Source organism: Nocardia neocaledoniensis (genome assembly GCF_029868625.1).
Classification (GTDB): Bacteria; Actinomycetota; Actinomycetes; order Mycobacteriales; family Mycobacteriaceae; genus Nocardia; species Nocardia neocaledoniensis_A.
On the sequence record NZ_JARWOJ010000336.1, the window covers coordinates 21,257 to 37,163 of the forward strand.

Annotated in this window: 18 protein-coding genes and 1 riboswitch; of the genes, 5 read left to right on the forward strand and 13 right to left on the reverse strand. The window is 70.0% G+C overall.

The genetic code is table 11. The annotated features are described in order from the left end of the window. Positions 1 to 18 precede the first annotated feature (18 nt). The gene (locus QH270_RS25895) at positions 19 to 1,056 is read right to left on the reverse strand and encodes a beta-ketoacyl-ACP synthase III (RefSeq protein ID WP_280346682.1); all 1,038 of its coding nucleotides are present in this window, start codon (positions 1,054 to 1,056) and stop codon (positions 19 to 21) included. A gap of 90 nt (positions 1,057 to 1,146) precedes the next feature. On the opposite strand from QH270_RS25895, the gene QH270_RS25900 reads away from it, so the two are divergent. Further along, entirely contained in the window at positions 1,147 to 1,728 is a 582-nt protein-coding gene (locus tag QH270_RS25900) for a TetR/AcrR family transcriptional regulator (RefSeq protein WP_280346683.1), read from the forward strand. On the opposite strand, the gene QH270_RS25905 is transcribed toward QH270_RS25900, so the two are convergent. The 8 genes from QH270_RS25905 to QH270_RS25940 form a co-directional block, all read right to left on the reverse strand. Next, positions 1,703 to 2,629 carry an alpha/beta hydrolase gene (locus tag QH270_RS25905; RefSeq protein ID WP_280346684.1) on the reverse strand — a complete coding sequence of 309 codons (927 nt, stop codon included), beginning with the start codon at positions 2,627 to 2,629 and terminating at the stop codon, positions 1,703 to 1,705. The two genes, QH270_RS25900 and QH270_RS25905, sit on opposite strands and share 26 nt — an antisense overlap. A 59-nt stretch (positions 2,630 to 2,688) precedes the next feature. Then, positions 2,689 to 3,231 carry a YaeQ family protein gene (locus QH270_RS25910; protein ID WP_280346685.1) on the reverse strand — a complete coding sequence of 181 codons (543 nt, stop codon included), beginning with the start codon at positions 3,229 to 3,231 and terminating at the stop codon, positions 2,689 to 2,691. Between the two features lie 20 nt (positions 3,232 to 3,251). Continuing rightward, on the reverse strand, positions 3,252 to 3,593 hold the full coding sequence (locus tag QH270_RS25915; RefSeq protein ID WP_280217024.1) for an MmcQ/YjbR family DNA-binding protein: 342 nt from the start codon (positions 3,591 to 3,593) through the stop codon (positions 3,252 to 3,254). A gap of 39 nt (positions 3,594 to 3,632) precedes the next feature. Next, positions 3,633 to 4,154, reverse strand: coding sequence for a hypothetical protein (locus tag QH270_RS25920; protein ID WP_280346686.1), 522 nt, complete (start codon positions 4,152 to 4,154; stop codon positions 3,633 to 3,635). Positions 4,155 to 4,241: 87 nt separating this feature from the next. Then, the gene (locus QH270_RS25925; RefSeq protein ID WP_280346687.1) at positions 4,242 to 5,117 is read right to left on the reverse strand and encodes a metal ABC transporter permease; all 876 of its coding nucleotides are present in this window, start codon (positions 5,115 to 5,117) and stop codon (positions 4,242 to 4,244) included. A 7-nt stretch (positions 5,118 to 5,124) separates the two neighbouring features. Further along, a complete protein-coding gene (locus QH270_RS25930) occupies positions 5,125 to 5,856 on the reverse strand; it encodes a metal ABC transporter ATP-binding protein (protein ID WP_280346688.1) in 732 nt (243 codons plus the stop codon). Continuing rightward, a complete protein-coding gene (locus QH270_RS25935; RefSeq protein ID WP_280346689.1) occupies positions 5,853 to 6,770 on the reverse strand; it encodes a metal ABC transporter substrate-binding protein in 918 nt (305 codons plus the stop codon). Before QH270_RS25935 ends, QH270_RS25930 begins: the two co-directional genes overlap by 4 nt. A gap of 58 nt (positions 6,771 to 6,828) precedes the next feature. Next, positions 6,829 to 7,212 (reverse strand): cupin domain-containing protein, encoded by a 384-nt coding sequence (locus QH270_RS25940; protein WP_280346690.1) that lies wholly within the window; start codon positions 7,210 to 7,212, stop codon positions 6,829 to 6,831. Between the two features lie 57 nt (positions 7,213 to 7,269). Between QH270_RS25940 and QH270_RS25945 the strand changes: the two genes are divergently transcribed. Further along, a complete protein-coding gene (locus tag QH270_RS25945) occupies positions 7,270 to 7,746 on the forward strand; it encodes a MarR family winged helix-turn-helix transcriptional regulator (RefSeq protein WP_280346691.1) in 477 nt (158 codons plus the stop codon). 185 nt (positions 7,747 to 7,931) lie between these two features. After that, the gene (locus tag QH270_RS25950; protein ID WP_110041479.1) at positions 7,932 to 8,162 is read left to right on the forward strand and encodes a hypothetical protein; all 231 of its coding nucleotides are present in this window, start codon (positions 7,932 to 7,934) and stop codon (positions 8,160 to 8,162) included. Here QH270_RS25950 and QH270_RS25955 read toward each other — a convergent pair whose 3' ends face one another. Then, positions 8,163 to 9,587 (reverse strand): amidase, encoded by a 1,425-nt coding sequence (locus QH270_RS25955; RefSeq protein WP_280346692.1) that lies wholly within the window; start codon positions 9,585 to 9,587, stop codon positions 8,163 to 8,165. It abuts the gene before it with no gap. A 49-nt stretch (positions 9,588 to 9,636) separates the two neighbouring features. Continuing rightward, positions 9,637 to 9,951 carry a DMT family transporter gene (locus QH270_RS25960; RefSeq protein WP_280346708.1) on the reverse strand — a complete coding sequence of 105 codons (315 nt, stop codon included), beginning with the start codon at positions 9,949 to 9,951 and terminating at the stop codon, positions 9,637 to 9,639. Positions 9,952 to 9,966: 15 nt separating this feature from the next. Beyond that, positions 9,967 to 10,035: riboswitch (guanidine-III (ykkC-III) riboswitch) on the reverse strand. Positions 10,036 to 10,194: 159 nt separating this feature from the next. Here QH270_RS25960 and QH270_RS25965 point away from each other — a divergent pair. Next, positions 10,195 to 11,700: an AIM24 family protein gene (locus QH270_RS25965; protein WP_280346693.1), complete on the forward strand. Its 1,506-nt coding sequence runs from the start codon at positions 10,195 to 10,197 to the stop codon at positions 11,698 to 11,700. Between the two features lie 8 nt (positions 11,701 to 11,708). On the opposite strand, the gene QH270_RS25970 is transcribed toward QH270_RS25965, so the two are convergent. After that, positions 11,709 to 13,013 (reverse strand): hypothetical protein, encoded by a 1,305-nt coding sequence (locus QH270_RS25970; RefSeq protein WP_280346694.1) that lies wholly within the window; start codon positions 13,011 to 13,013, stop codon positions 11,709 to 11,711. A gap of 77 nt (positions 13,014 to 13,090) precedes the next feature. Continuing rightward, the gene (locus tag QH270_RS25975) at positions 13,091 to 14,380 is read right to left on the reverse strand and encodes a hypothetical protein (protein WP_280346695.1); all 1,290 of its coding nucleotides are present in this window, start codon (positions 14,378 to 14,380) and stop codon (positions 13,091 to 13,093) included. Between the two features lie 239 nt (positions 14,381 to 14,619). Here QH270_RS25975 and QH270_RS25980 point away from each other — a divergent pair, with 239 nt between their 5' ends. Continuing rightward, positions 14,620 to 15,765 carry an acyl-CoA dehydrogenase family protein gene (locus tag QH270_RS25980; RefSeq protein ID WP_280346696.1) on the forward strand — a complete coding sequence of 382 codons (1,146 nt, stop codon included), beginning with the start codon at positions 14,620 to 14,622 and terminating at the stop codon, positions 15,763 to 15,765. Positions 15,766 to 15,907: the final 142 nt, after the last annotated feature.

Below are 15,907 nucleotides of genomic sequence, written 5' to 3' on the forward strand. Positions count from 1 at the left end.
GCGCCGATCGCCGGAGTCTCAGGCGATCGGGGGCAGATGGACGACCTGGCCCGCGTAGGCCAGGCCGGCGCCGAACCCGAGGAGCAGGGCCGTGTCGCCGGGGTTCGCGCCACCCGAGCGGATGAGCTGTTCCATGGCCATCGGGATGGAGGCGGCGCTGGTGTTGCCGGTCTCGATGATGTCGCGGGCGATGGCGACCGTGTCCGGCAGGCCGAGGGTGCGCACCAGGGCGTCGGTGATGCGGATGTTGGCCTGGTGCGGAACGAAGGCGTCGAGCTCGCTCGCGGCGACGCCGGCGCGGTCGAGCGCGTCACGGCACGCCTTCTCCAGGAACGTGACGGCCCAGCGGAAGACCTCGGTGCCGTTCATCCGGATGTACGGGCGCACCGACGTGCCGCCACTGGCCTCCGCCGCGGCGACCTCCGCGAAATACTCCTGAAAGTCCTTGTCCTGCTTGATCGCCGAGGTGCGGCTACCGTCCGAACCCCAGGCGACCGGGCCGATCCCCTCCTGCTCGGCCGCGCCGACGACGACCGCCCCCGCGCCGTCGGCGAAGATGAACGCGCAGCTGCGGTCGGTGGTGTCGAGCAGGTCAGAGAGCCGCTCCACGCCGATCACCAGCACATGCCGGGCCTGGCCGGAGCGCACCAGATTCGCCGCGTCGGCCAGCGCGTAGCAGAACCCGGCGCACCCGGCGGAGACGTCGTAGGCGGCGGTGTCGTGCATGCCGAGTTCGGTGGCGACCACCGCGCCCGCCGAGGGCCCGAGGACCATCTGGGAGGACGTGGCGAGCACGACCACGTCGATCTCGGCCGCGTCGACGCCCGCCGCCTTCAGCGCCTCGCGCGAGGCGGCGACGCTCATCCCGACGATGGTCTCGTCGGGCTCGGCCCAGTGCCTCGCGGCGATGCCGGAGCGGGTCCGGATCCACTCGTCCGAGGAATCGATGGCGTCGACGATCTCCGCGTTGGGCACGACCCGGCGCGGGCGGTACACGCCGAGGCCGAGAATTCCCGTATGGGTGACCGGAACTGCGGTGGCGATGGGGGTGGGCATGGCATCCTCTCCAAATGAACCGATCGGTTCACGCTGGATCAGGTTTAACATGGACCGATCGGTTCAATCAAGGGTTTGGGAGGAAATCGGATGGCGGCCGGACCACGCGCCCGACTGATCGAACACACCATCAGTACCGTCCAGGAGCACGGCGTCCACGCCGCCGCGCTGAGTGAACTCCTCAAACGCAGCAACACCTCGCGCAATTCGCTGTACCAGCACTTCCCCTCCGGCAAGGGCGAGCTGGTGCAGACGGCGGCCCGCATCGTGTCGCGACTGGTGTACTCGCACGTCAGCGCCATGGCCGACGCCCTGCAGACCGCGCCGTCGGCCCAGCACTGGCTCACCGACCTGTTCGCCTTCTGGCGTATCCCGCTGGAGAAGTCCGACTACCGCGCCGGGTCGTTCATGATGGCCGCCGCCCTGGACGAACTCGACCCCGACGTGCAGTCGATCGCCGGTCAGGCCTTCGCCGAGTGGACGGCCCGGCTGGCCGACGGGCTCGTCGCCGCGGGGATCGAGCGGTCCAGCGCGGTCTCCATCGCCGGTTTCCTGCTCACCACGATCGAGGGGACGATCGTGCACAGCCGGGCACTCAAGTCGGCCCACCCGTTCGACCAGGCCGTCACCCAGCTGACCATCCTGCTCAACCACCACCTCGCCCAGCGCTGAGCCGGTCGAGATCGGCGCGCAGGGTGGTCACGATGTGGCGTCGGGCGAGCTCGCCCTCCCGGCTGGGAGTCAGCGGGTAGACGTGGACGAGGTCGTGGCCCTCGTGGAAGTCGATGTCGACGCCCGCCGCCCGCGCCTTGCCGAGCAGCAGCCTGGCATCGGGGTTGAGGATGTCGCGGGTACCGGTGAACACGGTGAGCGGGCCGAGGCCGGTGAACTCGCCGAACAGCGGACTCACCATCGGGTCCGTCATCGGCAGCGTCCCGCTCCACATCTCTCCGAACACCAGGCCACCCGGCTTGCCGAGCCAGGGATCACGCGGTTGCACCAGCTCGATCTGCGGGTTCTCCAGGGTGAGGTCCAGGGCGGGCGCGATGAGGACGATCCGCGGTGGCGCGGGTCGATCGGTGTCGCGCAGGTGCAGACCGGTGGACAGGGCGATCTGGCCGCCCGCCGAATCACCGGCGAGGAAGGTCGGGCCGTACCGTTCGCCGCTCGCCGAGACCAGCTCCGCCACCCGGGGAATCACCGCCGCGGCGGTGCCGGTGGGGATGAGCGGATAGATCGGCACCGTGACCGTGAGACCTACCTGGGCGGCGAGCCTGGCCGCGAGATGCCAATGCTGCGAAGCGATCTCGCCCACCCAGCCGCCGCCGTGGGCGTAGACCAGCCCGCCGCGCGACACCCCGTCGGCCGGGGTGAGGGTGTAGACCGGCCAGCCGTCCACCTCGGCGACGGTGACCTCGACACCGCGCAGCCGGCGCGGCGGCGCGTAGGACAGCGGGCGCAGGCTGCGTTCGAGCACCCGCGCCCTGGCGGCGTCGGCATCGATGTAGGCACTGTTGGCGCGGGTCAGCCGCAGGTATCGCGGGATCACCACCCGGCTCATCACGCTGGTCACCCGTTCCTCCGCTTCGTCGCTTGTCAGCGTAACCGGGTGGCCCTGGGTCTTCCCGCGACTCAGGCCAACGGCTGTTCGGTGATCTCCGAGCGCAGGCTCGTCCCGTTGAGGTCGAGGTAGAGCACGCCCTCGGTGACCGAGAGGGTGGCGGTGTTGCGGCGGTCGATCAGCGCGACGGCCGCGTCGACGAAGGCGCGGTCGAAGCTGTAGAGCGGGATCGACTCGGCGTTGTGGATCTTCTTGCCCGCGTACTGGGCCAGCACCTTGGCCGGGTCGCGATGGGTGTAGACGGCGGCGCGACCCGCCAGCTTGCTGCCCCGGTGCACCCGCTCGGCGTCGGGGGCGCCGACCTCGATCCAGGCCGTGGTGCGGCCGGTGAGGTCGCGGATCTGGACGGCGGGTTCGTCGGTGGCCGAGATGCCGCCGTCGCTGAACGCGATGCCCTCCTCGTACTGCAGGCAGTAGGCGAGGATGCGGGTGAGCATGTACTCGAGCGTCTCCGAGGGATGGCGGGCGACCCGCAGTTCGAGGTCCTCGTAGACGCCGCGGTCGACGTCGGCGAGCTGGACGGCGAAGTGGTGCAGGGTTGCGCTGAGTGCCATAGGAGCTCCGAGCCTACCGGTCAGCTCCCGGCGTCCTCCAGCAGCGCCCGCGGCGCGGCCAGCCGCCACGAGTCGGTGACGATCGCCGTGAGTTCCTCGCGATCGTCGAGCGCGGCCAGGCGCACCCGCACCCACGGGTTGTTCGCCTCGTGGTCGGCGATCCAGAACTTCGCGGGCTCGGCGAGCACCAGTTCGTCGCGGTCGATGATCGGGCAGCGCACCGCCATCGAGGTCTCCTCCTCGGGCAGCGTCAGGAACAGCTTGCCCGCGACCTTGAAAATGGGCATGCCCCAGGCGAATTGCTCGACCGTCTCGGGTAGCGACGCGACGACCGCACGAACATCCTCCCCAGTGACCTCCATGGCCGTCATCCTGCCAGCCGGGACCGACAGGAATCGAGGTCACCCTTCGGCGAGCAGGACCTTCCAGCCCGCGCCGAGCGGACCGGCGAGCGGACGCAGCAGTGCCGGGACCCGGGTGGTGTGGTCGCGGAAGGCGAGCGGCTCCGGCGTGTCCTCCACCCGGAACCAGTCCTTGGCCGCCGGCCGGTCGAGCAGCACGATCACCGCCACCGACAGCACGACGGCGGGCAGGGCGAGCAGGCCGAAGACCCCGATCAGCACGACCAGCGCCGCCGCGTACCAGCCCGCCGCGTGCGCGTAGCGCGAGCGCACCGAGAACCCCAGCGTGAGCAGGGCGAGCAGCAGCGCCGCGACGGCGGTGAGCGGGGCGATGCCCAGATAGCCGGGCAGCGGCGAGTCCTCGGGCATCAGCACCGTGGCCGCCACCGTGACCACGGCGAGCACCACGCAGTAGACCGCCTGCCACGCCGCCAGCTGCGCGGCTCGCCGCACCGGGCGCGGCCGACCGTCCGGCGCGTCCGCCGACAGCGCGGCGGCATCGACTATCCCGAGACCCAGCATCCGAGACGACCTTTCACGCACGACTGAAACACGTTCCACCGACATCGTGCGGCGCGGACGGCCGTCGCGGCGCGTTTTCGCCGAAATTCAGCTCGCGACAGGAGCTTTCGCCCTGGCACGCGCCGCGGCGACCCGGCGCCCGATGATGCCGTGCCGCGGCGCGAACAGGTACACCAGCGTGAACGCCACGCCCTGGGTCACCACGACCATGCCGCCCGCGGCGGTGTCGAGGTGGTAGCTGATGTAGAGCCCGGTCACCGCGCACACCACCGACACCGTCGGCGCGATCAGCAGCATGCGGGCGAACCGGTCGGTGAGCAGATACGCCGTCGCACCCGGAATGATCAGCATCGCCACGACCAGCACCACGCCGACCGCCTGCAGCGCCACCACCGAGGTGAGCGCGAGCAGCGCCAGCAGCGCGGTGCCGAGGACGCGCGGATTCAGGCCGATCGCGTGGGCGTGGGTGGCGTCGAAGGCGTAGAGGGTGAAGTCGCGGCGTTTGAGCACCAGCGCCGTCAGCACGATCGCGGCCAGGATCATGATCTGGACCATCTCGCCGCGGCCCACCCCGAGCAGGTTGCCGAACACGATGTGGTTCAGGTCGGTTTGACTCGGCGTCACCGACACCAGGACCAGGCCGAACGCGAACAGCGTGGTGAACACGATGCCGATGGCGGCGTCCTCCTTCACCCGGCTGGTGTCGCGCACGACGCCGATCAGCGCGACCGCGAGGAAGCCGAAGATCACCGCGCCGACGGCGAAGGGCCAGCCGACGATGTAGGCCAGCACCACGCCGGGCAGCACGGCGTGGGAGACGGCGTCACCCATCAGTGACCAGCCGATCAGCACCAGCCAGCACGAGAGCACCGCGCACACCACGGCCGCGGTGACGGTGGTCGCCAGCGCGCGCACCATGAACTCGTAGCGCAGCGGGTCGAGAAAGAACTCTTCGAGACTCATCGTGTCCTCACTCGTCCACGTCCAGGCCGAAGGCCTTGGCCAGGTTCTCCGGTCGCAACACCACGTCGGGATCGCCGTGCTCGAGCACCTTGCGATTGAGCAGCACCGCCTCGTCGGCCAGTTGCGGCAGGGCGTGGAGATCGTGGGTCGACACCAGGATGGTGGCGCCGTCGGCGGCCAGGTCGCGCAGCAGCTTGGTGATGGTGGCCTCCGAACGCTTGTCGACGCCGGCGAAGGGCTCGTCGAGCAACAAGATCGTGGCCTCCTGGGCGATGCCGCGGGCCACGAACGCGCGCTTCTTCTGGCCGCCCGAGAGCTGGCCGATCTGACGGTCCGCGAGGTCGGTGAGATCGACCCTGGCCAGCGCGTCGGCCACCGCCGCGCGGTCGGCCCTGCTCGCCCTGCGCGTGAACCCCATCTTCCCGTAGCGGCCGGTCAGCACGACATCGCGAACCGAGAGCGGGAAGGTCCAGTCCACGTCCTCCGATTGCGGCACGTAACCGAGGCTGCCCGCCTTGCGCGCGGCGGCGGGCGGGCGACCGTTGATCAGCACGCGGCCACGATCCGGGGTGACCAGGCCCATGATCGTCTTGAACAGCGTCGACTTACCCGAGCCGTTCATCCCGATCAGGCCGCAGACCCGGCCGGACTTCAGAGTCAGTTCGACATTGTCCAGGGCGAGGACGTCACCGTAGTGGACGGTCACGTCCTGGATCTCGACGACGGGCGCGGTGGTCATCGCGGCGCCCCGGCGAGTGCGGTCGCGATGGTGGTCGCGTCGTGCCGGATCAGCTCGAGGTAGGTGGGCACCGGGCCGTCGGCCTCCGACAGCGAGTCGACGTAGAGGACACCGCCGAAGCGCGAGCCGGTGGCCTCGACGACCCGCTGCATGGGCGCGTCGGACACCGTCGACTCGCAGAACACCGCGGGCACGCCGCGCTGGCGGACGAAGTCGATGGTGGCGCCGATCTGCTGCGGGGTGGCCTGCTGCTCGGCATTGACCGGCCAGATGTACTTCTCGGTGAGCCCGGCGTCGCGAGCGAGGTAGGAGAACGCGCCCTCGCAGGTCACCAGGGCCCGCTGATCGGCGGGCAGCGTGTTCACGGCCGCGACCAGGTCGTCGCGGACGGCGCCGAGCTGGGTCTTGTAGGCGGCGCCGTTGGCGCGGTAGGCCTCGGCGTGTTCGGGGTCGAGGTCGCTGAACGCGCGGACCATGTTGTCGACGTAGATCTGCGCGTTCACCGGCGACATCCACGCGTGCGGGTTGGGCTTGCCGCGGTAGGCGTCCTCGCTGATGTCCATCGGCGCGACGCCCTCGCTGACCACCGCGTGCGGGACGTCGAGATCGGCGACGAACTGGGCGAACCAGGCCTCCAGGTTGAGGCCGTTGTCCAGGATCAGATCAGCCTTGGCGGCCTTCTTGATGTCGCCCGGCGTCGGTTCGTAGCCGTGGATCTCGGCGCCCGCCTTGGTGATCGACTCGACCCGCAGGTGCTCCCCCGCGACATTGCGCGCCATGTCGGCGAGCACGGTGAAGGTGGTGAGAACCACCTTCTTCCCGTCGTCCTCCGCGGCGACTCCCCCACAGGCGGTGAGCGAGACCGCCAGAACACTCAGCACAGTCGCGGCGGCGACCCGAAACCCAACCTTCATTCCAGAATTATATTGTTCGGGCGACCAAACTTTCAAGTTCTGGCTTCGGAACAGCCAGCTAGACGGCTGCGGACGCCCAGGGCGGGACGAAAGTGGAGCCATCGGGCAACTCCGCGGCGAACCCGGCCCGGACGGTGACGAGCAGGACCGCGGGCGCGGTCGTCGCATTGCTCAGCCCGATCGTGGCACCCGCCGGCGCGACCGCCGCGTCGCCCGGCGTCATCGGCGTCGACTCGCCGTCGATCGTCATCACCACCTCGCCGGAGAGCAGCACGAAGGCCTCCTCGCCGAGGATTCGGTGCGGCACCCCCTCCGACCCTGGCGCGACCTCGGTCCGCCAGACACAGATCTCGGCACTACCGCGGCCGGGGCGGATGAGCGAGGTGAAGCGGGCGTTGTGGATCTCGTGGACCTCGGCCTGGTCGGCGCGGATGACTGGCATGTTCGGCTCCTCATAAAGTCAAGCAACTTGTCCATATAGTCAAGTAGATTGACCAACATGTCAAGTGCCAGAATGTCGGCCGTGCCCGAGAACCCCGCGCCCGCCGGCGATCTGCCCCTGCTGCTGCTGGCCGCGGCCGCCGAGGTGACCGACGCGGTCAACGCCGGGGTGATCGCGGCGGGATTCACCGACGTGCGGCCCGCGCACGGCTTCGCCTTCGTCCGGATGGCGCCCGACGGCGCGACGATCGGGGAGATCGCCGAGCATCTCGGCGTCACCAAGCAGGCGGCGAGCCAGCTCGTCGACGAACTGGTCACCAAGGGCTACGCCGACCGCAATCCGCATCCACGGGACGCCCGCGCCCGGCTGATCACGCTCACCGATCGCGGCTGGGCGTGCACGCGGGCGGCCGACGCCGCGCTCGCCGAATTCGCCGCGCGCTGGTCGCACACGCTCGGCCCGAACGCCCTCGCGCAGCTCAGGAACAGCCTCGCCAGGGTGGTCACGCCGGGGCGGGTCCGGCCGTCCTGGTGACCGCTACCGTTCGATGACAGGTATCCGTTAATTCGGAGTACAGGATTTTCAAAAGTGTGCGCGTAGTCTCACAGCGCGCGGCATACTCGGCATCGAGCGGTGACGCGCCACCGCGGCATCCGGGCCACTGGAGTCCGGGGCTTCTCGTCACGTCAGCCACCATCTCGTTTCCCGACAGGATCGTCATGTCTTCACTCGCCACGCTCGCCACGGTCGACACCATCACCCGGCACAAGTACGAGCGTCTGCAGTACACCGGCTCGGCCGGTGTCATCACCTCGCTCGAGGACCCGCGGCTGATCGGCCGCTGGCACGCCGAATTCCCGGGCTGGCACGGCGAACACTGGGCGTTCGAGGCGGGCACCGTGAGCCCGGGGCGGCTGCGCCCGATCAATGTCGCGGTGCGCCAGAGCTGATCAGGCGGCGCCCTCGGCGGCGGGACTGTCGACGATGCGCGGGAACGGGCTCGCCGCCTCCAGCTGGTAAGCCAGTTCGAGCAGGGTCCGCTCGTCCCCGCGACGGGCGGCGAACTGCACCGAGCCGGGCAGCCCGTGCGGGAGCAGCCCGTGCGGCACCGACACCGCGGGCCCGCCGCCGACATTGTTCAGCGGCGTGAAACCCACGTAGTCGACCAGTTTGACGAACAAGTCCTCGAACGGCTGGCCGGGCGCGAGCTCCCCGATCCGCGGCGCCGGGTGCGAGAGCACCGGGGTGAGCAGCACGTCGACATCGGCGAAATGCCGGTCGTAGGCGGCGGTTCCGGAGCGCAGCCGCCAGGCCGCCGCGGCGGCGCCGAGCGGATTGCGGGTGGTCAGCCCGATCAGGCCCCTGGTGAACGGGTCGAGCTTGCCCGCGTCGAAGTGGCCGCGGTGGCCGAGCCGGAACGAGAGCGTCATCGCACCGGCCATCACCGCCCAGTACCGCTTGAAGTCCTCGACGAAGCGCTGATCCACGTCGAGCCGGGTCTCCACGATCTCGTGCCCGAGACCGCCGAGAATCGCCACCGCGGAGGCGAGAACCGCGCCGTTGTCGGGGTGTACGGGCCTGCCGAGCACATCTTCGGTGATCAGCCCGATCCGCAGCCGGCGCGCGCCCGGCCCTTCGACCAGCCCGATCGGCGCCAGCTTCGGATTCGGCCGGTACTGTTCGACGGCGGCCAGATAGTGCGCGGTGTCGCGCACCGACCTGGTCAGCACACCCTCGGCGACCAAGTGCACCGGCAACTGCCTGGCGCCGGGCTGGTCGAGCAGCCGGTTGCGGGTGGGCTTGAGTCCGACCAGGCCGTTGGCGGCCGCGGGAATCCGGATCGAACCCCCACCGTCGTTGGCGTGCGCGATCGGCACCGCGCCCGCCGCCACCAGCGCCGCCGAGCCGCCCGAGGACGCGCCTGCGGAGTACTCCGGATTCCACGGATTACGCGTCGGCGCCCGGTAGGTGAATTCGGTGCTGGCGGTGAGCCCGAACTCCGGCAGCGTCGACTTGCCGAGCACGACCACGCCGGAGTGCAGGAACTGCGCACCGGGACCGGCCGTCGCGGTGGCCGGACGCGGGGTGAACGCGGCCGAACCATGACACGTCGGCAGCCCGGCGATGTCGGTGTTGTCCTTGACGAACGCGGGCACGCCCGCGAACACGCCCGCGGTCTCCGGCGCGGCGGTCGCCCGCTCGAAACAGGCCAGCTGCACCGCGTCCAGGCTGGGGTCGACCCGCTCGGTCCGCGCGATCGCGGCCGCGATCACCTCGGCCCTGCTCACCTCCCCCGCGCGCAGGGCGGCGGCGAGTCCCACCGCGTCCGACGTGCCGAGTGCGTCATCGGTGAATCCATGGACGGCGGAGCTCATGGCCGCAGCCTACTGCGCGGTAGGGCCGTTCGCAGCGGTAACGACTCGATCAATGGACAGCTTTCAGCCCGACCACGCCGCCGACGATCATCACCAGGAAGACCACCTTCATGACCGTCACCGGTTCCGCACCGGTCGCCATCGCGTAGACGACGGTCAACACGGCTCCGATGCCGACCCACACCGCGTACGACGTGCCGACCGGCAGCGAGCGCATCGCGTAGGCGAGCCCCGCCATGCTGGCCAGCAGTGCCACGGCGAACACCAGTGTCGGCACCAACCGGGTGAAACCCTCGGTCTTGCCCAGCGCGGTGGCCCACACCGCCTCCAGCACACCGGACACCACGAGCACGATCCACGCCACAGACATCACGACCTCCGTGGGTCGTCTTGTCGCACGCCGGGTACGGCCCTCTCGTCCGGGAGCGCGCATCGATGCGGGCTCGGTTCCAAGCTCTCACACCGGCCATTTCGTGGCAAACCGCGCCACGCGGGCACACGCCGAGCCCGACGGGCCGCGCTGGCGCGGCGGCCGCGCACACGGCACTATCGAGTCCGTGGATCACTTGCGAATCGGACAATCCACCCGAGCCTCGGGTGCTGTGTCGTGACCGCGCTGGCACCCGGTGAGAACCGGCCCGCGCCCGGCGATCAGCTCACCGTCACCGTGGCGAGTTCGGCCTCGGTCGACGTCTCTGCGCTGCTGCTGAACAGCGCGGGCAAGGTGCGCTCCGACGCCGACTTCGTGTTCTTCAACCAGCCCACCGGACCCGGCGTGGTGTACCGGCACGGCAACGGCGGGCCTGATGTGGTGCAGGTGCAGACCTCGGCGCTGCCTGCCGACGTCGACAAGGTGGTGGTCACCGCCAGCCTGGACGGGCGCGGCCCGGCCACCTTCGCCTCGGTCGGCCAGCTCACCGCCACCATCGGATCCGGTTCCGACACCCTCACTTTCACCATTCCCGGGCTCACCACCGAGAGCGGTGTGGTGTGCGTGGAGATCTACCGCCGCAACGGCGCGTGGAAGGTGCGCGCGATCGGTCAGGGCTACGACGACGGACTCGCCGGGATCGCCTCGGCCTTCGGCGTGAACCTCGACGACGAACCCGAGTCGCCGAGCGCACCCGCCCAGCCACCGATTCCGCTGCCGCATCAGCCCGCGCCTGCCGTCCCTCCTGCGGGCCAGTTCCCGCCGCCGGGCCAGCCCTACCCCGCCACGCCCGGCTTCCCACCGCCACCCGGCCTGCCGCAGGCCCCTGGCTCTCCGCCGCCCGCTGGTCAGCCCGGTTTCGGGCAGCAGCCCGGCCAGTTCGCCCCACCGCCCGCCCATCCGGCGGCCCCCGCACAGCAGCAACCCTCGTACGCCTCCCAGCAAGGAGCCCAGCCCGTGCACAGCGACCTTTTCAACCCCTCGCACGCCGAGGTCACCGGCCTCGGCATCCAGAAGCAGGGCGGCAAGATGGTCAAGGTCGGCCTCAACGGCGAGGTGATGGCCCGCGCCGGGTCGATGGTGGCCTACCAGGGCGACCTGCAGTTCCAGGCGCTCGGCTCGGGCGGCATCGGCCGCGCCATCCGGCAGCACCTGACCGGTGAGGGCGTGCCGCTGATGAAGGTGACCGGGCGCGGTGACCTGTTCCTGGCCAACAGCGCCGCCGACGTGCACATCATCGACCTCGACGGTTCCGACGGCCTCACCATCAACGGCGCCAACGTGCTCGCCTTCGACTCGACCCTGCGCTACGACATCGGCCGGGTCCAGGGCGCGGCGGGCTACGCCTCCAACGCCGGTCTGTTCAACTGCGTGTTCACGGGCCAGGGCCGTATCGCCATCACCACCCACGGCACCCCCGTCGTCCTCACCGTCGACCAGGCCACCTACGCGGACCCGAACGCCGCGGTCGCATGGTCGTCGAGCCTGCAGACCGGCATCAAGCGCAACGACTCCTTCGGCCTCGGCAGGCTGATGGGCCGCAGCACCGGCGAGGCGAGCACCCTCGCGTTCTCCGGCCGCGGCTTCGTCATCGTGCAGCCCTCCGAGCTGCCGCCCGGCGGGCTCATCGGCGGCACCGGCGGCGGCCAGTCGGCAGGCCACGGCGGCGGCCTCTTCGGCTGACCGACTGGTCAGCACTGGTCCGTGTCGACGGGCGCGGGTCGCCTGCGTGCCGCCAGCAGGGCACAGCCGAGGATCACCACGGTGGCGGCGATGATGGGCAGCTCGGTGTCGGTGGCGACGGAGTAGGTGTCGGGGACGTAGGCGGTCCATCCGGTGTCCAGTTCCCCTGCGACCCGGCTGTTCTCGAACAACCTGGCGACGACGGGGAACACCGATACCGCGATCACCGTCAGGGGCCCGGCAGGCAGGCTCGCGCCCACCGCCAACCCGATGGCGGCGGGCAGCACGTAGCGGAAGACCACGTCGGTGAAGGTGGCGTCGGCGAACAGCACCGGCGCCAGTCCGCTCAGCGTCACCAGACCGAGCAGCCCGATGCAGGCCACCGGTGCCCACCGGCCATCAGTGGCCGCCGCGGCGTCGCCGGCGGTGTCGGACCACGCCCTGCGGGCCACCATCGCGACCAGCGCACCGAGGACGAGCACCCCCACCTGGATCGACAGACCGACCCGGCCGGGGCCGACCGTCACCGACGGGTCGACCGCGATCGCCGCCGACACCGCGAGCATCGTCAGCGCGAAGATCGCGTCGGCGCGCGGCAACCACCAGCTCACCGCGACCGTCCCGGCGACCGCCAGCACCGCCACCGTGACCGACGGATTGCCCGGCAGCTGACCGACCACCATGATCAGCGCACCCATCACCAACGGGATTCCGGCGCCGACGGCCACCGCGCGGCCACCCGTCACCGGTTCGATCCGCTCCCGGCCGACCACGAAACCCGCGGTGAGCAAGGCGATCACGGCCGCGACGAGCAGCGGCCAGCTCTCCGGCAGGTCGGGCACGGTCCGGGTGGGCAGGTAGTCGGCGTAGCGGCGCGCGAGTGCCACGCTCTCGTCGATGCGGGCGCCGTAGAGCACCGCGATCACCGACCCGACGACGAACCAGACCTGCGCGGCGGGCCGGATCACCGCGACCGCGATGAGCAGCCCGGCGCCGATGCTGCCGAGAACCCATGGCTCGGACCAGGTTCCGGCCGACTGCAGCGTGGCGATGGCCACCACCATCGCCAGACCGGCCAAGCCGGCCGCCACCGCGACGAGATAGCGGGCCCGGAACCGGCCGAGCACCACCACGACCACCACCGCGATGAGCGCGGCGACGACGGCCGCGGCGCCGGGTCCCGAACCGAACCAGCTCGCGCGCCCGTCGCGGACGACGACGGCGTAGTTCGTTCGCGTGTGCCCGATGACGTACCCGCTGAGGTATCCGCACAGCACACCGACCGTGGCGGAGACCGCCCAACGCCCGTTCATGCGCTGCACCATAACCGCAGGTGTGGTCGTAGCGAGCGCGAATCAGCCGCTCAGCGAGGATCTCTCACTGGACAGGGTCAGGACCCCGCACGCTCCTTGCGCGCCTGACGGCGGGCCTCCCGCATGGCGTTGAGCTCCTGCTCCAGGCTCTCGGCGATGCGGAACTGGCCCGTGTCGTACACGCTGACCGGCTCGATCGCCTCGTAGCCGAAGTTGGCCTCCGCGAAGGCCTTCTCGACGCGGGCCTCGATATCGGAGATCGCGCTCTTGCGCGCCGCGGGCACCGCCTCGGCGGGCTTGGCGGGCTCGTCCGGCTTGCTCGCCTCGACGACCGGCGCCGGAGTCGCGGCGGGCGGCACCACGGACTTCTTGGCCTTGTCCGCCGAGGGCTTGCCGATGCCGAACCGCTTGCGCTTCTCCGTCGGCTTGCCGTTGCCGACGGGCTCGGTGGGTGTCCACGCGGGTTCGCGGGTGACCGGCGCGGTGGCCGCCGCCTGGTCGGCGGCGAACGCCTCGGCCCTGGCGGCGCCCGTCATCGGCGGGGTGTAGGTGAGCCGGACCCCTTCCACGGCTTGCCGGTTGAGCAGATTCTCGGCCGGGTCGGGCATGTCCCTGATCTGGCTGGTCGCCCTGGTGATGGCGAGGCCGTAGCGGGCGCTGGCCGCGTCGTGGATGAGCAGCGCGACACCGATCATCACCGGCGCCACCGCGTGCACGGCCGCGTCGTACCAACGGCCGTCGCGCACATAGGGATAGGTGTTGAGGGTGACGGTGAGCCCGAGCAGGGCGATCTCGGCCAGCGCGACCTGGCGCCGGTTGTCGATGACGCCCCATTCGGCGACCTTGTTGGTGCCGACCATGATGATGATCAGGCAGACGCTGATCATCGCCTCGAGCAGGTAGCTGAACCAGAACAGCGGATCGGTCGGGCCGCCGGGAGCGATGTTCTGCTGGACGTTGACCGCCGACCACAGCATGCCGGCGCCGACCACGCCCGCCAGCGCCTTGAGCGACCACGACCGGTGCCGATACAGCGAAGCCAGCTTCGCGTGCGGGCTCGATTCGCGCCGCTGAGCGGCCATCGCCTTTCTGGCGAGCAGCAGATCTCGCATGTCGGCCTTCTCGATCGCTTCGGTGGTCTGCCTTGCCCGGTCCGAGGCCTGGGCCATTGCCTGGGTGTGTTTCCAGCGTTGTTCGCGATCCTGTTCCCGGATCCGCTCGGCGAGTTCGCGCTCGGCGCGCAGCTCGTCTTCGGACAGGGCGTCGGTGAGCGCTGGATCGAATTGATAGGCGAGGCGCCCACGCGCCCGTTCGACGCGTTGGGCGAGCTGGCTGACGTCGTCTTCGACGGGAGACTCGACGGTCATGACCGACCACCGACCCGGCATCGCGACGGCAGACGGGTGACCACACGTGTGAACGGCACACGCCATTAATAGTCCATACACCCGCTCGTGCGAAACCGATGGTGCCACACCGCTGCCCGAAACCGGCGCGCCGCGAGCGACACACCCACTATTGCCACGTCGCCAATAGTGGGTCACACTGTACCTGTAACCACTGGTCACCCCTGAGCCAGTGCTGTGCCGAGCCGTAAGGAGACTCGATGGCCGCGAATCGGTCGAGCTGGATGAACGAGGACCTGGACGCCCTGCGCGACCTCGCCCGCGCGTTCATGGCCAAGGAACTCGTGCCGAATATCGACAAGTACCGCGAGCAGCACCACGTGGACCGTGACCTGTGGAACAAGGCGGGCGAAGTCGGCCTGCTGTGCTTGTCGATCCCGGAGGAGTACGGCGGCGGTGGCGGCACCTTCGCGCACGAGGCCGTCCTCATGGAGGAGCAGGCCCGCGCGGTCGACACCTCGTGGGGCGTGAGCCTGCACAACGGCATCGTGGCCCACTACCTGCTCGCCTACGGCACCGAGGAGCAGAAGAAGCAGTGGCTGCCGAAGATGGCCAGCGGTGAGGTCGTGGGCGCCATCGCGATGACCGAGCCGGGTACCGGCTCGGACCTCCAGGCCGTCAAGGCCAAGGCCATCCGGGACGGCGACGAGTACGTCATCAACGGCTCCAAGACCTTCATCACCAACGGCGCGCAGGCCGACCTGATCATCCTGGTCGCCAAGACCGACCCCACCCAGGGCGCCTCCGGTGTCTCGCTGGTGCTGGTCGAGGCCGATCGCCCCGGTTTCCGTCGCGGCCGCGTGCTCGACAAGATCGGCCAGAAGGGCCAGGACACCTCCGAGCTGTTCTTCGAGGACGTGCGCGTCCCGGTGACCAACCTGCTCGGCAGCCAGGAGGGGCAGGGCTTCATCCAGCTGATGCAGCAGCTGCCCCAGGAGCGCCTGATCGTGGCCCACGGCGCGGTCGCGGGCATGGAGGTCGCCCTCGAGCACACGCTGCGCTACACGAAGGAGCGCGAGGCGTTCGGCCGCCCGGTGTTCGGTTTCCAGAACACCAAGTTCAAGCTGGCCGAGGTCGCCACCGAGGCCCGCATCGCGCGCGTGTTCATCGATGACTGCATCGAGAAGCACCTGCGCGGCGAACTCGACATCCCCACCGTCGCGATGGCCAAGTGGTGGTGCACCGACAAGGCCATGCAGATCGCCGACACCTGTCTGCAGCTCTTCGGTGGCTACGGCTACATGAACGAGTACCCGATCGCGCGCATGTGGGTCGACAACCGCGTGCAGCTGATCTACGCGGGCACCAACGAGATCATGAAGGAGATCATCGCGCGCAGCCTGTGACGGTCCCGCGCTGAGGATTTCGACCGGCCGTGAGCAGCATCGCTGTTCGCGGCCGGTTTTCTGTTCGACCTATCCGATGTCGCCGCCGAGACGAATGTCCATCGGGAGCGGTGCAAACCAGACGACAAGGACGGTGCGGCAA